The following is a 14648-nucleotide window of genomic DNA, read 5'->3' on the forward strand; positions in this document are numbered from 1 at the left end:
TGAGAGGCATCCTACGAAGAAAGCTTAAGAGAAAGTCTGCGGGTGAACAGATTAGATGAACACTAGCGCAGAAGGCCAAAGCCCAACATCTCCTCAAAGCGTTGCCATTTTGGGAGCCGGGGCTTGGGGAAGTACCCTGGCAATGCTGGCTCAGGGGCAAGGGCACCGGGTGCGGGTTTGGGATCGCCGCAAGGGCCTGGATTTGGCAGAGGTGCTCCAGGGATCCCAAATCCTCATCTCAGCCGTCTCTATGGCGGGGGTACGCCCTGTGGTGGAAGCGGTGCGCCAAGTGGGGATCCCGCCGCAGGCAATTTTGGTCTCGGCCACCAAAGGGTTGGATCCACTGCAGCTTCTGACCCCTACCCAAATCTGGGGGGCCACCTTCCCGGAGCAGCCCCTGGTGGTGCTTTCGGGGCCTAATCTTTCGGCGGAGATCCGCCAAGGCTTGCCGGCAGCGGCAGTGGTGGCCAGCCGGGATCCCTGGGCCGCTGTGCAGGTGCAGTATGCCCTTTCCTCGGAGCGGTTCCGCCTCTATACCAGCAGCGATCCGCTGGGAGTGGAGCTAGGCGGCACCCTGAAAAATGTTATCGCCATCGCTGTTGGCGTGTGTGATGGCTTGCAACTGGGGGCCAATGCTCGTGCGGCTCTGGTTACCCGCGGCCTGGCAGAGATGATCCGGGTGGGATCCAAGCTGGGGGCACGGGCAGAAACCTTCAACGGCCTGTCGGGGTTGGGGGATCTGCTGGCCACCTGTCACAGTTCCCTCAGTCGCAACTACCGGGTGGGCTACGGGCTGGGCCAGGGCAAGCCTTTGTCGCAGATTTTGGCCGAAATGGAGGGTACTGCCGAGGGCGTTTACACAGCTCCGGTCGTTGTAAAAATTGCCGCCCAACACGGGATCCCCGTGCCCATTACTCAAGAGGTTCACCAGTTGCTGCAAGGGCAGACCACTCCCACCGCCGCTCTCGCCCGCCTGATGGAACGACAACTGACCTCAGAATAGGCTGCCCTCCCCCCCGGCCCCTCTCCCAAAGGAGGAGAGGAGTTTGGGCTACCTGGCATAACCGCAAATCTACGGACAAGGAAAGTTGTCCCTCACGCTACCAGGATTTTTGCAGAGCCGTGGGATCCCAGAATGAGCGATTTGGCGGAGTTTTTTTCCTCAGGGTTTCCCTACACTGCCCCTATAGTTCTTTTACTTGCTCCTGCATCAACTCGGATCTCTGTTGCTCCGGGAAGTGGATAGTGGGCCCGACAGGCTGGGCTGGGTTTTTGCTTGCTTTTTTACAAAGTTATGTCCAAACGCATCCTGGTGATTGAAGACGAACCCTCTATTCGCACCTATCTGCAGAAGGTGTTGCAACGAGCGGGGTACGACACGGTGGCGGCCACCGATGGAGAAGAGGGCTTGCAGATGGTGCGCACCCTGATGCCCGACTTGGTGTTGTGCGATGTGGTGATGCCCAAGCTGAACGGCTATGGGGTGCTGGATGCCCTGAGATGGGATCAGTCTACAGCTCACATCCCCTTCGTCTTTCTCTCCTCGAAAATCTCTCCCGAAGAGATTGAACAGGGGTTATGCTTTGGCTCCGATGCCTATTTGACGAAGCCCGTTGACCAAAAACACCTGTTGAAAGCCGTTGCTGCCCAATTGTCTTGAGTTGACCGCCTTCCGCATACCCGAACGGTCGGCTGGAAACTCTGGGTGCAGTTGTGTTGATTGAACTGGAGACATTCCCCTAGTGCTCCCACCGGATCCCCAGAGCGTTGACGAGGGTGTTAACAGGCCCGAGCCTTCTGCCGTTGTCGCTGTTGGCGTTCTAGAGCTTCAAACAGGGCTTGAAAATTGGCTTCGCCAAAGCCTGTGGCTCCACCCAATCGTTGGATGACCTCGAAAAAAAACGTGGGCCGACCAAACAGAGGCTGAGTGAAGGTTTGCAACAACAGGGGGGGGTGTGGGGAATCAGAAGCAGGCAAGGTGGCATCCAAAAGGAGCTGCTGCTCCACCAAGTCGTGCCAGGAGATGGCGGGGGGCAACCCACCAGAACGGAGTATTGCTCCAGAAGCCAGCTCCCTTGCCAGGTTTGTGTAATACTCCGACGGCACCTGCAGAAAGTTTACGCCCCCCTGTCGCAGCCGGCGCACACCGGCAACGATATCCGAGCTATGCAACGCCGCATGTTGCAGGCCGGGGCCACGATGGGCATCCAAAAACTCTTGAATCTGGGAAGCGGCACAGGTGGGCTCGTTGATGGCCAATTGGATCCCTGCTTCAGGATCTCCCACCACCACACTTTCTAGGCCGGAGTTGTCGGTGCGGATGCTGTAGCGATACAAAGGCCGCCAACCCAGCACCTGCCCATACCAATCCGCTGCCGCCTGCAGGGATCCCCGCTCCACATTCAACACCACATGATCCCAGTGGGAAAACAAGTTCTCCTCGGCGGGAGCTGAATCGAGGATCCCTGAGCCGGGGAGCAAAGAATGCCGAAGTCCATAGGGGGTGCGCAGGCGCAGAGTGGGGCCGCCTTCCTCTTCTGCCGGGATCCACTCCACTTGGGCTCCTCGCCTCTGCAGAAGCTCTGTCAAGCCCGACAGCTCTTGCTCCCCCACCGCTAAGGCCACATCCACCACGCCAGGGGAATGTTGCTGTAAATAGCGATCCACCTCATCCCCAGGGCAAGCAGGCTGAGACAGGCGCAAGCGCAGGGATCCCTGACGCAGACAGAGGGTACTGCCGAGCTGTCCTTCCATTCGGAAGCCCCAAACCTGACAAAAGTGTTCCTGCCAACGGGGCAGATCCCAAAGATAGAAGTGCAGGTGATGGATCCCTTGGACGATTCGATTGGACTGGTTCATAGAGCAAGGCACTGCTAAGGCAAAGGCCGAGTATCCTGACGTTCTCACGGCAACAGACGACCTGGGCCGTCCTACCTCAGCATAGGCCCGCCATTTGCCGATGGAAAAGCGTAAAACAACGTTAAGAAGATATTAAAACAGCATTAAAAAATAGGATGAAAATAAGATTAAAAAATCACGCAACCGAAAATATCCTCAGAGCGCAAGGGACTAAAATTAAATCAGGCGAGGTGTATTTAGAACGCCTAAAAAAGAAACAGAAGAGTTGCTAAAAGCCCTTCGTAGGATCCCTATAAGCCTTGCAGAGATCTATTGGTTCTTTAGCTCTCTTTTGGAGCCTGCGTGGGGCAAAGGCCGGGGTGCTGCCTCGCCCTGTCGATAGATTATCAGGCGTAATAGCCGGGAGGATGGTTATGGTTGCCAGTGTGCAGCGTTCTGTAGCATCACCTACAGAATTGAAGGCGGAACCAAGGACAGGATCCAACGCAGCCGGTCAAAAAGTTTTGAGCGATTTTGCGCCGGGATCCTGGCAGCGCTCCATCGACGTCAGAGACTTTATTCAGCGCAATTACACCCCCTACACCGGTGATGAAACCTTCTTAGCTGCAGCCACCGAGCGCACCCAGCGGCTGTGGGCCAAGGTCAAGGATTTGATGGCTCTGGAGCGAGAGCGAGGGATCCTAGATGCCGATACCGCTGTTCCCTCTACCATCACCAGCCACGCCCCTGGCTATATCGACCCAGAGCTGGAACAGATTGTGGGGCTGCAGACGGACAAACCTCTGAAGCGGGCCATCATGCCCTTTGGCGGCATCCGCGTGGTGGAGTCTTCCCTCAAAGCCTATGGCTACGAGTTGGATCCCCGCACCAAGGAAATTTTTACCCAGTACCGCAAAACCCACAACGACGGCGTTTTTGACGCCTATACCGAAGAGATGCGCCGCTGCCGCCGCTCCGGGATCATCACCGGCCTGCCCGATGCCTACGGTCGGGGTCGCATCATTGGGGACTACCGGCGGGTGGCCCTCTACGGGGTGGATCGGCTCATCGAAGACAAGCAGGCCCAAAAAGCCAGTCTAGACCTGGACACGATGGACGAAGAGACCATCCGCCTGCGGGAGGAGCTCTCCGAGCAGATTAAGGCCCTACAAGAGCTGAAAGAGATGGGATCCCGCTACGGGTTTGACCTGGGCCGTCCGGCAGCCAACGCCCGCGAAGCCATCCAATGGCTGTACCTGGCCTACCTGGCAGCCGTCAAGGAGCAAAACGGGGCGGCCATGTCCTTGGGGCGGGTGTCCACCTTCCTGGACATCTACATCGAGCGGGATCTGCAGGCCGGGATCCTCACCGAGGAAGAGGCCCAGGAGCTCATTGACCACTTTGTTATGAAGCTGCGCATGGTCAGGTTTTTGCGCACGCCCGAGTACAACGAGCTATTCAGCGGGGATCCCACCTGGGTTACCGAGTGCATCGGCGGCATGGGCCTGGATGGGCGGCCTTTGGTTACCAAAACCAGCTTCCGCATGCTGCATACCCTCTACAACCTGGGGCCGGCGCCCGAGCCCAACTTGACCGTGCTCTGGTCGGAGCGGCTGCCGGAAGCCTTCAAGCGCTACTGCGCCAAGGTCTCCATTGAAACCAGCTCCATCCAGTACGAAAACGACGACTTGATGCGCCCCTACTGGGGGGATGACTACGGCATCGCCTGCTGTGTGTCGGCCATGCGCATCGGCAAGCAGATGCAGTTTTTTGGAGCGCGGGTGAACTTGGCCAAGTGCCTGCTCTATGCCATCAACGGCGGTCGGGATGAGATCTCCGGCGAGCAGGTGGCTCCTGCTTTCGCCCCCATCACCGCCGATGTCCTGGACTACGACGAGGTGTGGCCGCGCATGGCGCAGATGATGGCCTGGCTGGCCAAAACCTACGTCAACACCATGAACATCATCCACTACATGCACGACAAGTACTGCTACGAGCGCCTGGAGATGGCCCTGCACGACCGGGACGTGCTGCGCACCATGGCCTTTGGGTTGGCCGGCCTGTCGGTAACAGCCGACTCCCTATCCGCCATCAAATACGCGCGGGTACGGGCCATCCGGGATGAGCGGGGCCTAGTGGTGGATTACGCGGTGGAGGGCGACTTCCCCAAATACGGCAACAACGACGACCGAGTTGACTCCATTGCGGTGCAACTGGTGCAGACCTTCATGGCGGAGCTGCGCAAGCACAAGACCTACCGCAATGCGGTGCCCACCCAGTCCATCCTCACCATCACCTCCAACGTGGTCTACGGCAAGAAAACCGGCAACACCCCCGACGGGCGGCGAGCGGGCGAGCCCTTTGCCCCAGGGGCCAACCCCATGCACGGCCGGGACACCAAGGGGGCGGTGGCGTCGCTGGCTTCGGTGGCCAAGCTGCCCTACGACGACGCTCTGGATGGGATCTCCAACACCTTCTCGATTGTGCCGGCGGCCCTAGGTCGCACAGCGGAGGAGCGGGTTGCCAATCTAGTGGGGCTGCTGGATGGCTACATGCGGGATGGCGGTTTCCACCTCAACGTCAATGTTCTCAACCGCGAGACCCTGCTGCATGCCATGGAGCACCCGGAGCTCTACCCACAGCTCACCATCCGGGTTTCCGGCTATGCGGTGAACTTCATCAAGCTCACCCGCGAGCAGCAACTGGATGTCATTAACCGCACGTTCCATCAACACTGCTAAAAGACCAGCCTGGGGATCCCTGAAGTCCGCCCACACCAGGGTCGAGGGAAGGGATCCCCCATCGATAACCGAGGAGGCCCGATGATCATGACTGTTTGTAGCGCTGCGGATCTGGTCAGCCAGTATGCCTCAGGACGGCGCGATTTTCGGGAGATCGATTTGCAGGGGGCTGAGCTGCAGGGGATCCATTTGGCTGGCGCCGATCTCAGCTATGCCGATTTCAGTGGGGCCAACTTGGCGGGGGCCAATTTGCGGGGGTGCGATCTCAGCTATGCCGACTTCAGCGGAGCTAACCTATTGGGAGCCGATCTGCGGGGATGTCTCCTCTTTGGCAGCGATTTTCGAGAGGCCCTCTTAGAAGGCGCCCTGCTGGATCACGCAGATGTCGATGCCTATACCCATTTCCCGAAGGATTTTGATCCCAAGGCCCATCGCCTACACGGCATCGCGGTGGATACTTCTGTGCCTAGCCCACACGACCCATCGGTCTGAGCTGGGTGGGATCCCCAAGCTGCCCTTTCGGCTTTTTATCCCCCTTTCTCCCTTCCAGCCAGGATAGCAGCGGTCTAGCTAAAAGACCCTAGGGATCTAAAAAAATCTAGCCCCAACCTAATCCAAAGAGAAATGGAAACTGTGTTCTATTTAACCTGATGTGTTCTATTTAACCTGAGTTAGCAATCTGGAAGAAAACCTCAAGATTGATTGATATTTTGCAAAAGTCATCCAGGATAAAAGTATGGATACCGTTATGAACCCCCTGACACCAATTGCTGGGCGCATTCACTCGGTGGAAACCTGTGGCACCGTCGATGGGCCAGGAATCCGCTTCGTAATTTTTACACAGGGTTGTCCACTTCGCTGTTTGTATTGCCACAACCCCGACTGTCGGGATCCGCAGGCGGGACAGCTTGTTACGGTTGAGTCTTTGATTGCCGAGATCCAACGCTACAGGAATTACTTGCGAGGGGGGGGAGTTACGGTTACCGGGGGAGAGCCTTTGCTGCAACCTGACTTCGTGGCCGAGATCTTCCGTCGCTGTCATGAGTTGGGCTTGCACACGGCTTTGGATACTTCTGGCTATGGGCAACTGGAAGCAGCCAAGCCTGTGTTGGAGCATACAGATTTGGTGTTGCTGGATATCAAGTCTTATCTGCCGGAGCTGTATCGAAAGGTTACCGGTGTTTCGCTAGAACCCACTCTTAATCTGGCCCGCTATTTAGACCAGATCCACAAGCCCACCTGGATTCGTTTTGTACTTGTTCCGGGGCTGACGGATCCCGAGGAAAACATTAAGGGCCTGGCCGAGTTTGTGGCCACCTTATCCAACGTGGAGCGAGTGGAAGTTTTGCCCTTTCACAAGATGGGGGAATACAAATGGCAGCAATTGGGATTGCCTTACACCCTTGCCGATGTCGATCCACCCACACCCGAACAGGTGAATCATGCCTTACAAATCTTTCGGGATCAAGGACTGGTGGCTATTTGACAATTCTGCAGTTGCGGCTTGGGTCAGCATAGCCAGGTCACGCTTAGATCCGAAGTGATTCACAGTTAATCTCTAGAACCTCTGCACCGTCTCCAGATTGGCCCTGAGCTGACTGGAATCCAAGTTGATCCCCAGGCTAACTTTACGGACTCTATGTGAACTGAAGAATACCCCAAGAGGAGGGATCCCCAATGGAAGTTTGCGTCACCTACCGCGATGGCGTTCAGTTTCAAGCAGAAAGTCGAGGGCACCGCATTCTCAGCGATCAGCCTTTGGACAACCACGGTCGAGATCAGGGAATGACGCCGCCGGAATGGTTTTTGGCTTCTCTGGGTGCCTGTGTTGGTTTTTATGCCGTCAAATATCTGGAAGCGCGACAGTTGGATCCCAGTGGGTTGGCTGTGGTGGTCACGGCGGAGAAAGTTGAGCATCCGGCTCGCCTAGACAACATTCGCATCCAAGTCAAAATCGGGATCCCGCTGGACGAAAGGCATCAAAAGGGTCTGGAAAAAGCAGTTGATGCCTGCATCATTCACAATACGCTCACCCATCCCCCCACCCTGACCACCGAAATCCAAGTTCCTGCTCCTGTTGGCGCCTAGATTGCCATTCGGGTTATTCGACTATTTCCAACTATCCGATTGTCAATTGTTCCTATCGTCTAAGTCTTGATGAGTTTTGGAGGGATCCACCGATGCCAGTAACCAATCTAGCCGAGCTGGAAACCTTGATCCAGCAGGTGAAGGCTGCCCAAGCTGAATATGCAACTTTCACCCAAGAACAGGTAGACCGGATTTTTCACAAAGCCGCTCTGGCTGCCAACAACGAACGGATCCCGTTGGCCAAGCTGGCGGTACAGGAAACCGGCATGGGCATTGTGGAAGACAAGGTGATCAAAAATCACTTTGCCTCAGAATACATTTACAACAAATACAAACACGAGAAAACCTGCGGGGTTATCGAGCGGGATGAGAGTTTTGGCTACGAGAGAATTGCTGAACCGGTGGGTCTTTTGGCAGGTATTGTGCCGGTAACCAACCCCACGTCAACGACCATTTTCAAGGCTCTGATCACCCTAAAAACCCGCAACGGCATTATCTTTTCTCCCCACCCGCGGGCTAAACAATGCACCATTGCCGCGGCCAAAGTGGTCAGAGAAGCTGCCGAGGCAGCGGGCGCTCCTGTGGGGTTGATCGGCTGGATCGACGAGCCCACCATCGAGCTTTCTCAGGCCTTAATGCAGCATCCTGAGGTGAAGCTGATCTTGGCTACCGGCGGGCCTGGCATGGTCAAAGCGGCCTATTCTTCGGGCCACCCGTCTTTGGGGGTGGGAGCGGGCAATACCCCGGCAGTGATCGATGCCAGTGCCGACATCCCCACAGCCGTCAGCTCGATTCTGTTGAGCAAGACCTTCGACAACGGCATGATCTGTGCCTCAGAACAGGCAGTGGTGGTGGTGGATGCCATCTACGAGCAGGTCAAGGCCGAGTTTCGCCATCGGGGGGCCTACATTTTGGATCTGGAACAAACCGAAGCCGTGCGCCGCATCCTTCTCAAAGACGGTCGCCTCAATCCGGCCATTGTGGGCCAACCGGTGCAAACCATCGCCACCCTGGCCGGGATCCAGGTTCCCGAAGGCACCAAACTGCTGATCGGGGAAGTGGAGAAGGTGGGGCCTGAGGAGCCCTTCTCCTACGAAAAATTGGCCCCCATCTTGGCCCTCTACCGAGCCAAGGATTTTCACGCTGCTGTGGAAGTGGCCGTTCAACTGGTCAATTTCGGGGGCAGGGGGCATACCTCTGTTTTGTACACAGATCCCGCCAATCGAGACGATATTGCCTACTTTGAGAATGCCCTACAAACGGCGCGAGTGTTGATCAATACTCCCTCTTCCCAGGGGGCAATCGGGGATCTCTACAACTTCAAGCTGGATCCCTCTCTGACCTTGGGCTGTGGCACTTGGGGGGGCAACTCTGTCTCCGACAATGTGGGGCCGCATCACCTGCTCAACCTCAAAACCGTGACCCAACGCCGGGAAAACATGCTCTGGTTTCGGATCCCGCCCAAGATTTACTTCAAGCCCGGATGTCTACCCATTGCTCTGCGGGAATTGGCCGGCAAAAAACGCGCCTTTTTGGTGACCGATAAGCCGCTCTTTGAACTGGGCATGTTGCATCCCATCACCCAGGTTTTGGATGAGATTCGCGTGAGCTGGGATGTGTACCACGATGTAGAGCCGGATCCCACCCTCAGCAACGTCAATCGCGGTCTGGAGCAGTTGCGCCAGTTTCAACCGGATGTGATCATCGCGGTCGGCGGGGGATCCCCGATGGATGCGGCCAAGGTGATGTGGCTGATGTACGAGCAGCCCCAGGTGGAGTTTGATGGCTTGGCGATGCGCTTTATGGACATCCGCAAGCGGGTTTACGAGCTGCCCCCACTGGGACAAAAAGCTCAGCTCATCTGCATCCCCACCACTTCCGGCACCGGCTCCGAGGTGACGCCCTTTGCCGTGGTGACCGATGACCGGGTGGGGATCAAATACCCCCTGGCGGACTACGCCCTCACCCCCACCATGGCCATTGTGGATCCGGATCTCACCCTCAAGATGCCCAAGAAGCTGACGGCTTACGGGGGTATCGATGCCCTCACCCACGCTCTGGAAGCCTATGTGTCGGTGATGGCCAGCGATTTTACCGATGGGCTGGCATTACAAGCCATCAAGCTGCTCATGACCTACTTGCCGCGGGCCTATGAAAAAGGTGCTGCAGATCCAGAAGCCCGAGAAAAAGTTCACTACGCCGCCACCATTGCCGGCATGGCCTTTGCCAACGCCTTTTTGGGGGTGTGCCACTCCCTGGCCCACAAGCTGGGATCCACCTTCCATCTGCCCCACGGCCTGGCCAATGCCCTGATGATCACCCACGTCATCCGCTACAACGCCACCGACGCCCCCTTTAAGCAGGCCATCTTTCCCCAATACCGCTATCCCAACGCCAAACACCGCTACGCGGAAATTGCCGATTACCTACAGTTGGGCGGGGCGGATGACGATGAAAAGGTCATGCGCCTGATTGAGGCCATCGAAGAGCTCAAGCGGAAACTGGAGATCCCGGCCACCATTCGCGAGGCCCTGGGGGAGAAAGAGCGGGAGTTTTACGACCGCCTGGAGGCGATGGCGGAGCAAGCCTTTGACGACCAATGCACCGGCGCCAACCCCCGCTATCCCCTCATTCAAGACATGAAGGAGCTGTACGTTTTGGCCTATCGGGGCTGCCGGGTGGATTCTGCTCTCTACCACCAGCCGGAACCAGTGTTGGCCTAAGGAGTAGGGTATGTGGCAACGACTGGATCCCAGTGTGGATATCTGGAGGGCCCGATCCCATCCCCTGAATCCCATTTTTCTGCCCCGTTCGGTGGCGGTGGTGGGGGCCACGGAGCGGGAGGGCAGCGTGGGGCGGACGGTGTTGTGGAACCTCATCAGCCACCCCTTTGGCGGCACGGTCTACCCCGTCAATCCCAAGCGGCACCAGGTGTTGGGGATCCGGGCCTATGAGCGGCTTTCCGCTTTGCCGGAGCCGGTGGATCTGGCCATTATCGCCATTCCGGCAGCGGGGGTGCCCGAGGTGGTGCAGGAGTGCGTAGAAGCCGGGGTCAAGGGCGCCATTGTTCTTTCAGCAGGCTTCAAGGAAACGGGCCCTGCTGGCTGGGAGCTGGAGAAGCAAATTCAGCAGACTATCCAATCGCGTCAGCGGGACGGAGTCCTTGGGAAGCTGCGCTTGATTGGCCCCAACTGCCTGGGGATCCAAAACCCCCACACGGGCTTAAACGCCACCTTTGCTGCCCAGATGGCCCGGCCCGGCAATGTGGGCTTCATCAGCCAAAGTGGGGCCCTGTGCACCTCGATTTTGGACTGGAGCCTGCAGGAAAATGTGGGCTTCAGCGCCTTTATCTCTCTGGGATCGATGCTGGATGTGGGCTGGGGAGACTTAATCGACTACCTGGGCGAGGATCCCCATACCCACAGCATTGTCTTGTACATGGAATCCATCGGGGATGCCCGCTCTTTTTTGTCGGCGGCCCGCGAAGTGGCCCTGAGCAAGCCCATTATTGCCATCAAGGCGGGGCGCACCCAGGCGGCGGCCCAAGCAGCCGCTTCCCACACGGGCTCCCTCACCGGCAGCGACGCAGTGTTGGATGCGGCCTTCCGCCGTTGCGGCGTGCTGCGGGTGGATCACATTGAAGATCTCTTCGACCTGGCGGAGGTGCTGGCCAAACAGCCCCGTCCTCAGGGCCCTCACCTGACCATCCTCACCAATGCCGGCGGGCCAGGGGTGCTGGCCACCGATGCCCTCATTCGCGCCGGGGGATCCCTGGCCGAGCTTTCTCCCCAAACCCTGGAGCAGCTCAACCAGATCCTGCCGCCCCACTGGAGCCACGGCAATCCCATTGACATTTTGGGGGATGCCGATCCGGAGCGCTTTGCCCAAGTTTTGGAAGTGGTGTTGCAAGATCCCGGCAGCCAGGGTTGCCTGGTCATCCTCACCCCCCAAGCCATGACGGATCCCACGGCCACTGCCGAGAAAGTGGTGGAGACCTGGCGGCGCAGTGGATCCCGGCAGCCCATTCTGGCCAGTTGGATGGGGGGAGCTGGCGTGGATGCGGGCGAGCACATCCTCAACCAAGCCGGGATCCCTACCTACCGCTACCCGGATCAAGCGGCGCGGGTGTTCGGCTATTTGTGGCGATTTAGCTACAACCTCAAGGCCCTCTACGAGACCCCCACTCTGCCCCCTTCAACAGCGGTAGAGCGCGACAAGGTGCAGCAAACCTTTAGCCAAGCTCGGCGGGAAGGTCGAACGCTTCTAACCGAGGCGGAGTCCAAAGAGATCCTGGCCGCCTACGGGATCCCGGTGGTGCCGACGCGGGTGGCTGAGAGTCCCGAAGCGGCGGTGGAAGCTGCCGAGGCTATGGGCTACCCGGTGGTGGTGAAACTCTACTCCCACACCCTCACCCACAAGACCGAGGTGGGTGGCGTGCAGCTCAACCTGCCCGATGCCGAGGCGGTGCGGCGGGCTTTTGGGCAAATTTACCGCAACGTTACCGAAAAAGCGGGGCCCGAGCACTTCCAGGGGGTCACGGTGCAGCCCTTTGTGGCAGCGGGACAAAGTCCTTTGGTGGGCACGGATGGCTACGAGCTGATCTTGGGCAGCAGCCAGGATCCCCAATTTGGGCCGGTGTTGCTGTTTGGCAGTGGCGGACAACTGGTGGAGGTGTTTCAAGATCGCTCCATCGGCCTTCCCCCCCTCAACACCACCTTGGCCCGGCGTCTGATGGAAAACACCCTCATCTACAAAGCCCTCAAGGGGGTGCGGGGACGCCCAGCCGTCGATCTGGAGGCCCTAGAACAGCTCTTGGTGCGTTTTAGCCAACTGGTGGCCGAACAGCAGGACATCCGAGAAATTGACATCAACCCGCTGCTGGCTTCTGCCAAGGGGTTGGTGGCCCTCGATGCCCGCGTTATTTTGCGAACGGAGCAGGATCCCCAGGTGCCTTTGGCCATCCGCCCCTACCCCACCCAGTACATCTGGCCCTTCCGGGACGGCATCACCATCCGCCCCATCCGCCCCGAAGATGAGCCTCTGGTGATCGATTTTCACCGCCACGTCTCTGATTACAGCGTCTATCTGCGCTACTTCCACCCGATCAAATACAGCGCCCGTATCGCCCATGAGCGCCTCACCCGCATTTGCTTTAACGACTACGACCGCGAGATCGCCCTGGTGGCCGAAAAACAGGAGCCAAAAGCCAACCGCGCCAGCAAGACGGAGTCCTTAATCCTCGGCATCAGCCGCCTCTCCAAGAAACACGGCCTTCCCGAAGAAGCGGAGTTTGCCATGCTGGTGGCGGATCCCTATCAAAGACAGGGGATTGGCACGGAGCTGTTGACCCGCCTCATTCAGGTGGCCCGCTGCGAAGGGATCCAGCGCCTCACCGGCGAGGTTCTTTGCGAAAACGAGGCCATGCGCCGCCTGTGTCAGCGGCTGGGGTTCCAGTTGCACCCTTCTCCAGAGGATCCTGGCATTCTCAAGGCCACGCTGGATCTCGCTGTCGATGCGGCGATCCCCACCCCCTGTCCTGCCTAGGGATCCTTAAATAAAAACGGTTTGCCGACCGGCTTACCGTAGAATAGGAACAAGGGCCTGCTCCTTCCGCCTACAGCAAGCGGAGCCCCTCTGTCGGAGAGAGGCTGGGGGCGAGGGCGGCCCGAGGTTTTGAGGACGGCTATGGAGGTTACAAAGACAGGCGGGATCCAGAGGCTGCTGGCGAGCGGGGGACGGTGGCTGGGGATGGGATCCCTAATTTTTGGCCTTCTTCTTGGCCTCAGTGGTTGTGTCAGCGGTATGGGCTCAGGGGGATCCAGAGAGGAAGTAGCGATTCTCCTGGCCTCCTTTGCGGTAACTCGAGACGCTTACCGGAAAATCGTTCCTGCTTTTGAGGCCGATTGGCTGGCGAAAACGGGGCAACGGGTGCGCGTAGAAAGCAGCTACGGCGGCTCAGCAACGCAATCGCGGGCGGTCATCGACGGGCTGGATGCCGATGTGGTGGCCTTGGCTCTGGCCCTGGATGTGGAGCGCATCGTGGCTGCCGGTCTCATTCAGCCGGGGTGGGAAGCCCGTACCCCCAACCAAGGGATCGTTACCCGTTCGGTGGCAGTAATTGTAACGCGGGAGGGCAACCCCCAGGGGATCCGCTCTTGGCCGGATCTGGCTCGGCCCGGCTTGCAGGTGGTTACCGCCAACCCCAAAACCTCAGGGGGGGCTCGCTGGAACTTTTTAGCCCTCTGGAGCGCTGTCCCTGAACCTCAGGCCCTGGCCTTCACCACCCAGGTCTACAAAAATGTCCGTATTTTGCCGCGGGACTCGCGGGAGGCCACCGATGTTTTTTTCCAGAAAGGGCAAGGGGATGCCCTGCTCACCTACGAACATGAGGTGATCCTGGCGGGCTTGCGCGGCCAATCCCTGTCCTATGTGGTGCCCGACCCCAACATTTCCATCGACAACCCCGTAGCCGTGGTGGATGCCAATGTGGATCGCAAAGGTACCCGTGCCGTGGCCGAAGCCTTTGTGGACTACCTATTCACCCCAGAAGCGCAGCGGGCCTTTGCCGAGGTGGGCTTTCGCCCGGTGGAGCCGACGGTGGCCCAAGAGTTTGCCTGGCGGTACCCTCCTGTTGAGAAGCTGGTTACCGTCGCCGACCTGGGAGGCTGGGAGGTTGTCCAAAACCGCTTTTTTGCCGATGGGGCCTTGTTTGACCGCATCCAAGCCCAGTTTTGACGCTCATCCCGCTAACGCAAAGCAAGTAGCAGGAGATTCCCCCTTCACCGAGTCTTGACCCGATGCCCTAGAGGACATCCCCGCCAGAACCTCTCCAGGGGCCTTTGAGGACTTCGTCCCCCTGGCGAGCACCTCACCGCGCTCCCCAACCCGATCCCGCAGCACCATCCCACCGGCAACATCCCTGGGCAGCCAACAGCCACAAGAGCACTCATACCAGCGGGTTCTCAGCGCCTCACCCCACGC

The 14648-nt window shown here is 58.5% G+C and carries 10 protein-coding genes; 9 read left to right on the top strand and 1 reads right to left on the bottom strand.

Features of this window, described 5'->3' with window-relative positions:
• Nucleotides 1-55 precede the first annotated feature (55 nt).
• Both ACVWVQ_RS06165 and ACVWVQ_RS06170 read left to right on the top strand, forming a co-directional pair.
• Entirely contained in the window at nt 56-1003 is a 948-nt protein-coding gene (locus ACVWVQ_RS06165; RefSeq protein ID WP_414355725.1) for an NAD(P)H-dependent glycerol-3-phosphate dehydrogenase, read from the top strand.
• Nucleotides 1004-1294: 291 nt separating this feature from the next.
• Entirely contained in the window at nt 1295-1660 is a 366-nt protein-coding gene (locus ACVWVQ_RS06170) for a response regulator (RefSeq protein WP_457465653.1), read from the top strand.
• A gap of 119 nt (nt 1661-1779) precedes the next feature.
• Here the strand turns inward: ACVWVQ_RS06170 and ACVWVQ_RS06175 are convergent, their stop codons facing one another.
• Nucleotides 1780-2859, bottom strand: coding sequence for a VOC family protein (locus ACVWVQ_RS06175; RefSeq protein ID WP_457507443.1), 1080 nt, complete (start codon nt 2857-2859; stop codon nt 1780-1782).
• A gap of 413 nt (nt 2860-3272) precedes the next feature.
• Here ACVWVQ_RS06175 and pflB point away from each other — a divergent pair, with 413 nt between their 5' ends.
• From pflB to ACVWVQ_RS06210, 7 genes are all read left to right on the top strand, one after another.
• Nucleotides 3273-5579, top strand: coding sequence for a formate C-acetyltransferase (gene pflB / locus ACVWVQ_RS06180; protein ID WP_457507445.1), 2307 nt, complete (start codon nt 3273-3275; stop codon nt 5577-5579).
• Between the two features lie 81 nt (nt 5580-5660).
• Nucleotides 5661-6071, top strand: a complete 411-nt coding sequence (locus ACVWVQ_RS06185) for a pentapeptide repeat-containing protein (RefSeq protein ID WP_457507447.1) — start codon at nt 5661-5663, stop codon at nt 6069-6071.
• Between the two features lie 244 nt (nt 6072-6315).
• Nucleotides 6316-7065, top strand: coding sequence for a pyruvate formate-lyase-activating protein (pflA, locus tag ACVWVQ_RS06190; RefSeq protein ID WP_457507448.1), 750 nt, complete (start codon nt 6316-6318; stop codon nt 7063-7065).
• A 191-nt stretch (nt 7066-7256) separates the two neighbouring features.
• Nucleotides 7257-7667 (top strand): OsmC family protein, encoded by a 411-nt coding sequence (locus ACVWVQ_RS06195; RefSeq protein WP_457507449.1) that lies wholly within the window; start codon nt 7257-7259, stop codon nt 7665-7667.
• Nucleotides 7668-7759: 92 nt separating this feature from the next.
• The gene (gene adhE / locus ACVWVQ_RS06200; protein WP_457507451.1) at nt 7760-10390 is read left to right on the top strand and encodes a bifunctional acetaldehyde-CoA/alcohol dehydrogenase; all 2631 of its coding nucleotides are present in this window, start codon (nt 7760-7762) and stop codon (nt 10388-10390) included.
• A 10-nt stretch (nt 10391-10400) separates the two neighbouring features.
• A complete protein-coding gene (locus ACVWVQ_RS06205; RefSeq protein WP_457507453.1) occupies nt 10401-13211 on the top strand; it encodes a bifunctional acetate--CoA ligase family protein/GNAT family N-acetyltransferase in 2811 nt (936 codons plus the stop codon).
• A 204-nt stretch (nt 13212-13415) separates the two neighbouring features.
• Nucleotides 13416-14402, top strand: coding sequence for a sulfate ABC transporter substrate-binding protein (locus ACVWVQ_RS06210; RefSeq protein WP_457507473.1), 987 nt, complete (start codon nt 13416-13418; stop codon nt 14400-14402).
• Nucleotides 14403-14648 lie beyond the last annotated feature (246 nt).

The organism is Thermostichus sp. MS-CIW-36 (genome assembly GCF_054059035.1).

What these genes read in the sequence shown, in the direction of transcription:
- pflA (WP_457507448.1), top strand. Translation starts at nt 6,316, where the DNA reads ATGGATACCGTTATGAACCCCCTGACACCAATTGCTGGGCGCATTCAC.
- ACVWVQ_RS06195 (WP_457507449.1), top strand. Translation starts at nt 7,257, where the DNA reads ATGGAAGTTTGCGTCACCTACCGCGATGGCGTTCAGTTTCAAGCAGAA.
- adhE (WP_457507451.1), top strand. Translation starts at nt 7,760, where the DNA reads ATGCCAGTAACCAATCTAGCCGAGCTGGAAACCTTGATCCAGCAGGTG.
- ACVWVQ_RS06185 (WP_457507447.1), top strand. Translation starts at nt 5,661, where the DNA reads ATGATCATGACTGTTTGTAGCGCTGCGGATCTGGTCAGCCAGTATGCC.
- ACVWVQ_RS06205 (WP_457507453.1), top strand. Translation starts at nt 10,401, where the DNA reads ATGTGGCAACGACTGGATCCCAGTGTGGATATCTGGAGGGCCCGATCC.
- ACVWVQ_RS06165 (WP_414355725.1), top strand. Translation starts at nt 56, where the DNA reads ATGAACACTAGCGCAGAAGGCCAAAGCCCAACATCTCCTCAAAGCGTT.
- ACVWVQ_RS06210 (WP_457507473.1), top strand. Translation starts at nt 13,416, where the DNA reads ATGGGATCCCTAATTTTTGGCCTTCTTCTTGGCCTCAGTGGTTGTGTC.
- ACVWVQ_RS06170 (WP_457465653.1), top strand. Translation starts at nt 1,295, where the DNA reads ATGTCCAAACGCATCCTGGTGATTGAAGACGAACCCTCTATTCGCACC.
- pflB (WP_457507445.1), top strand. Translation starts at nt 3,273, where the DNA reads ATGGTTGCCAGTGTGCAGCGTTCTGTAGCATCACCTACAGAATTGAAG.
- ACVWVQ_RS06175 (WP_457507443.1), bottom strand. Translation starts at nt 2,859, where the DNA reads ATGAACCAGTCCAATCGAATCGTCCAAGGGATCCATCACCTGCACTTC.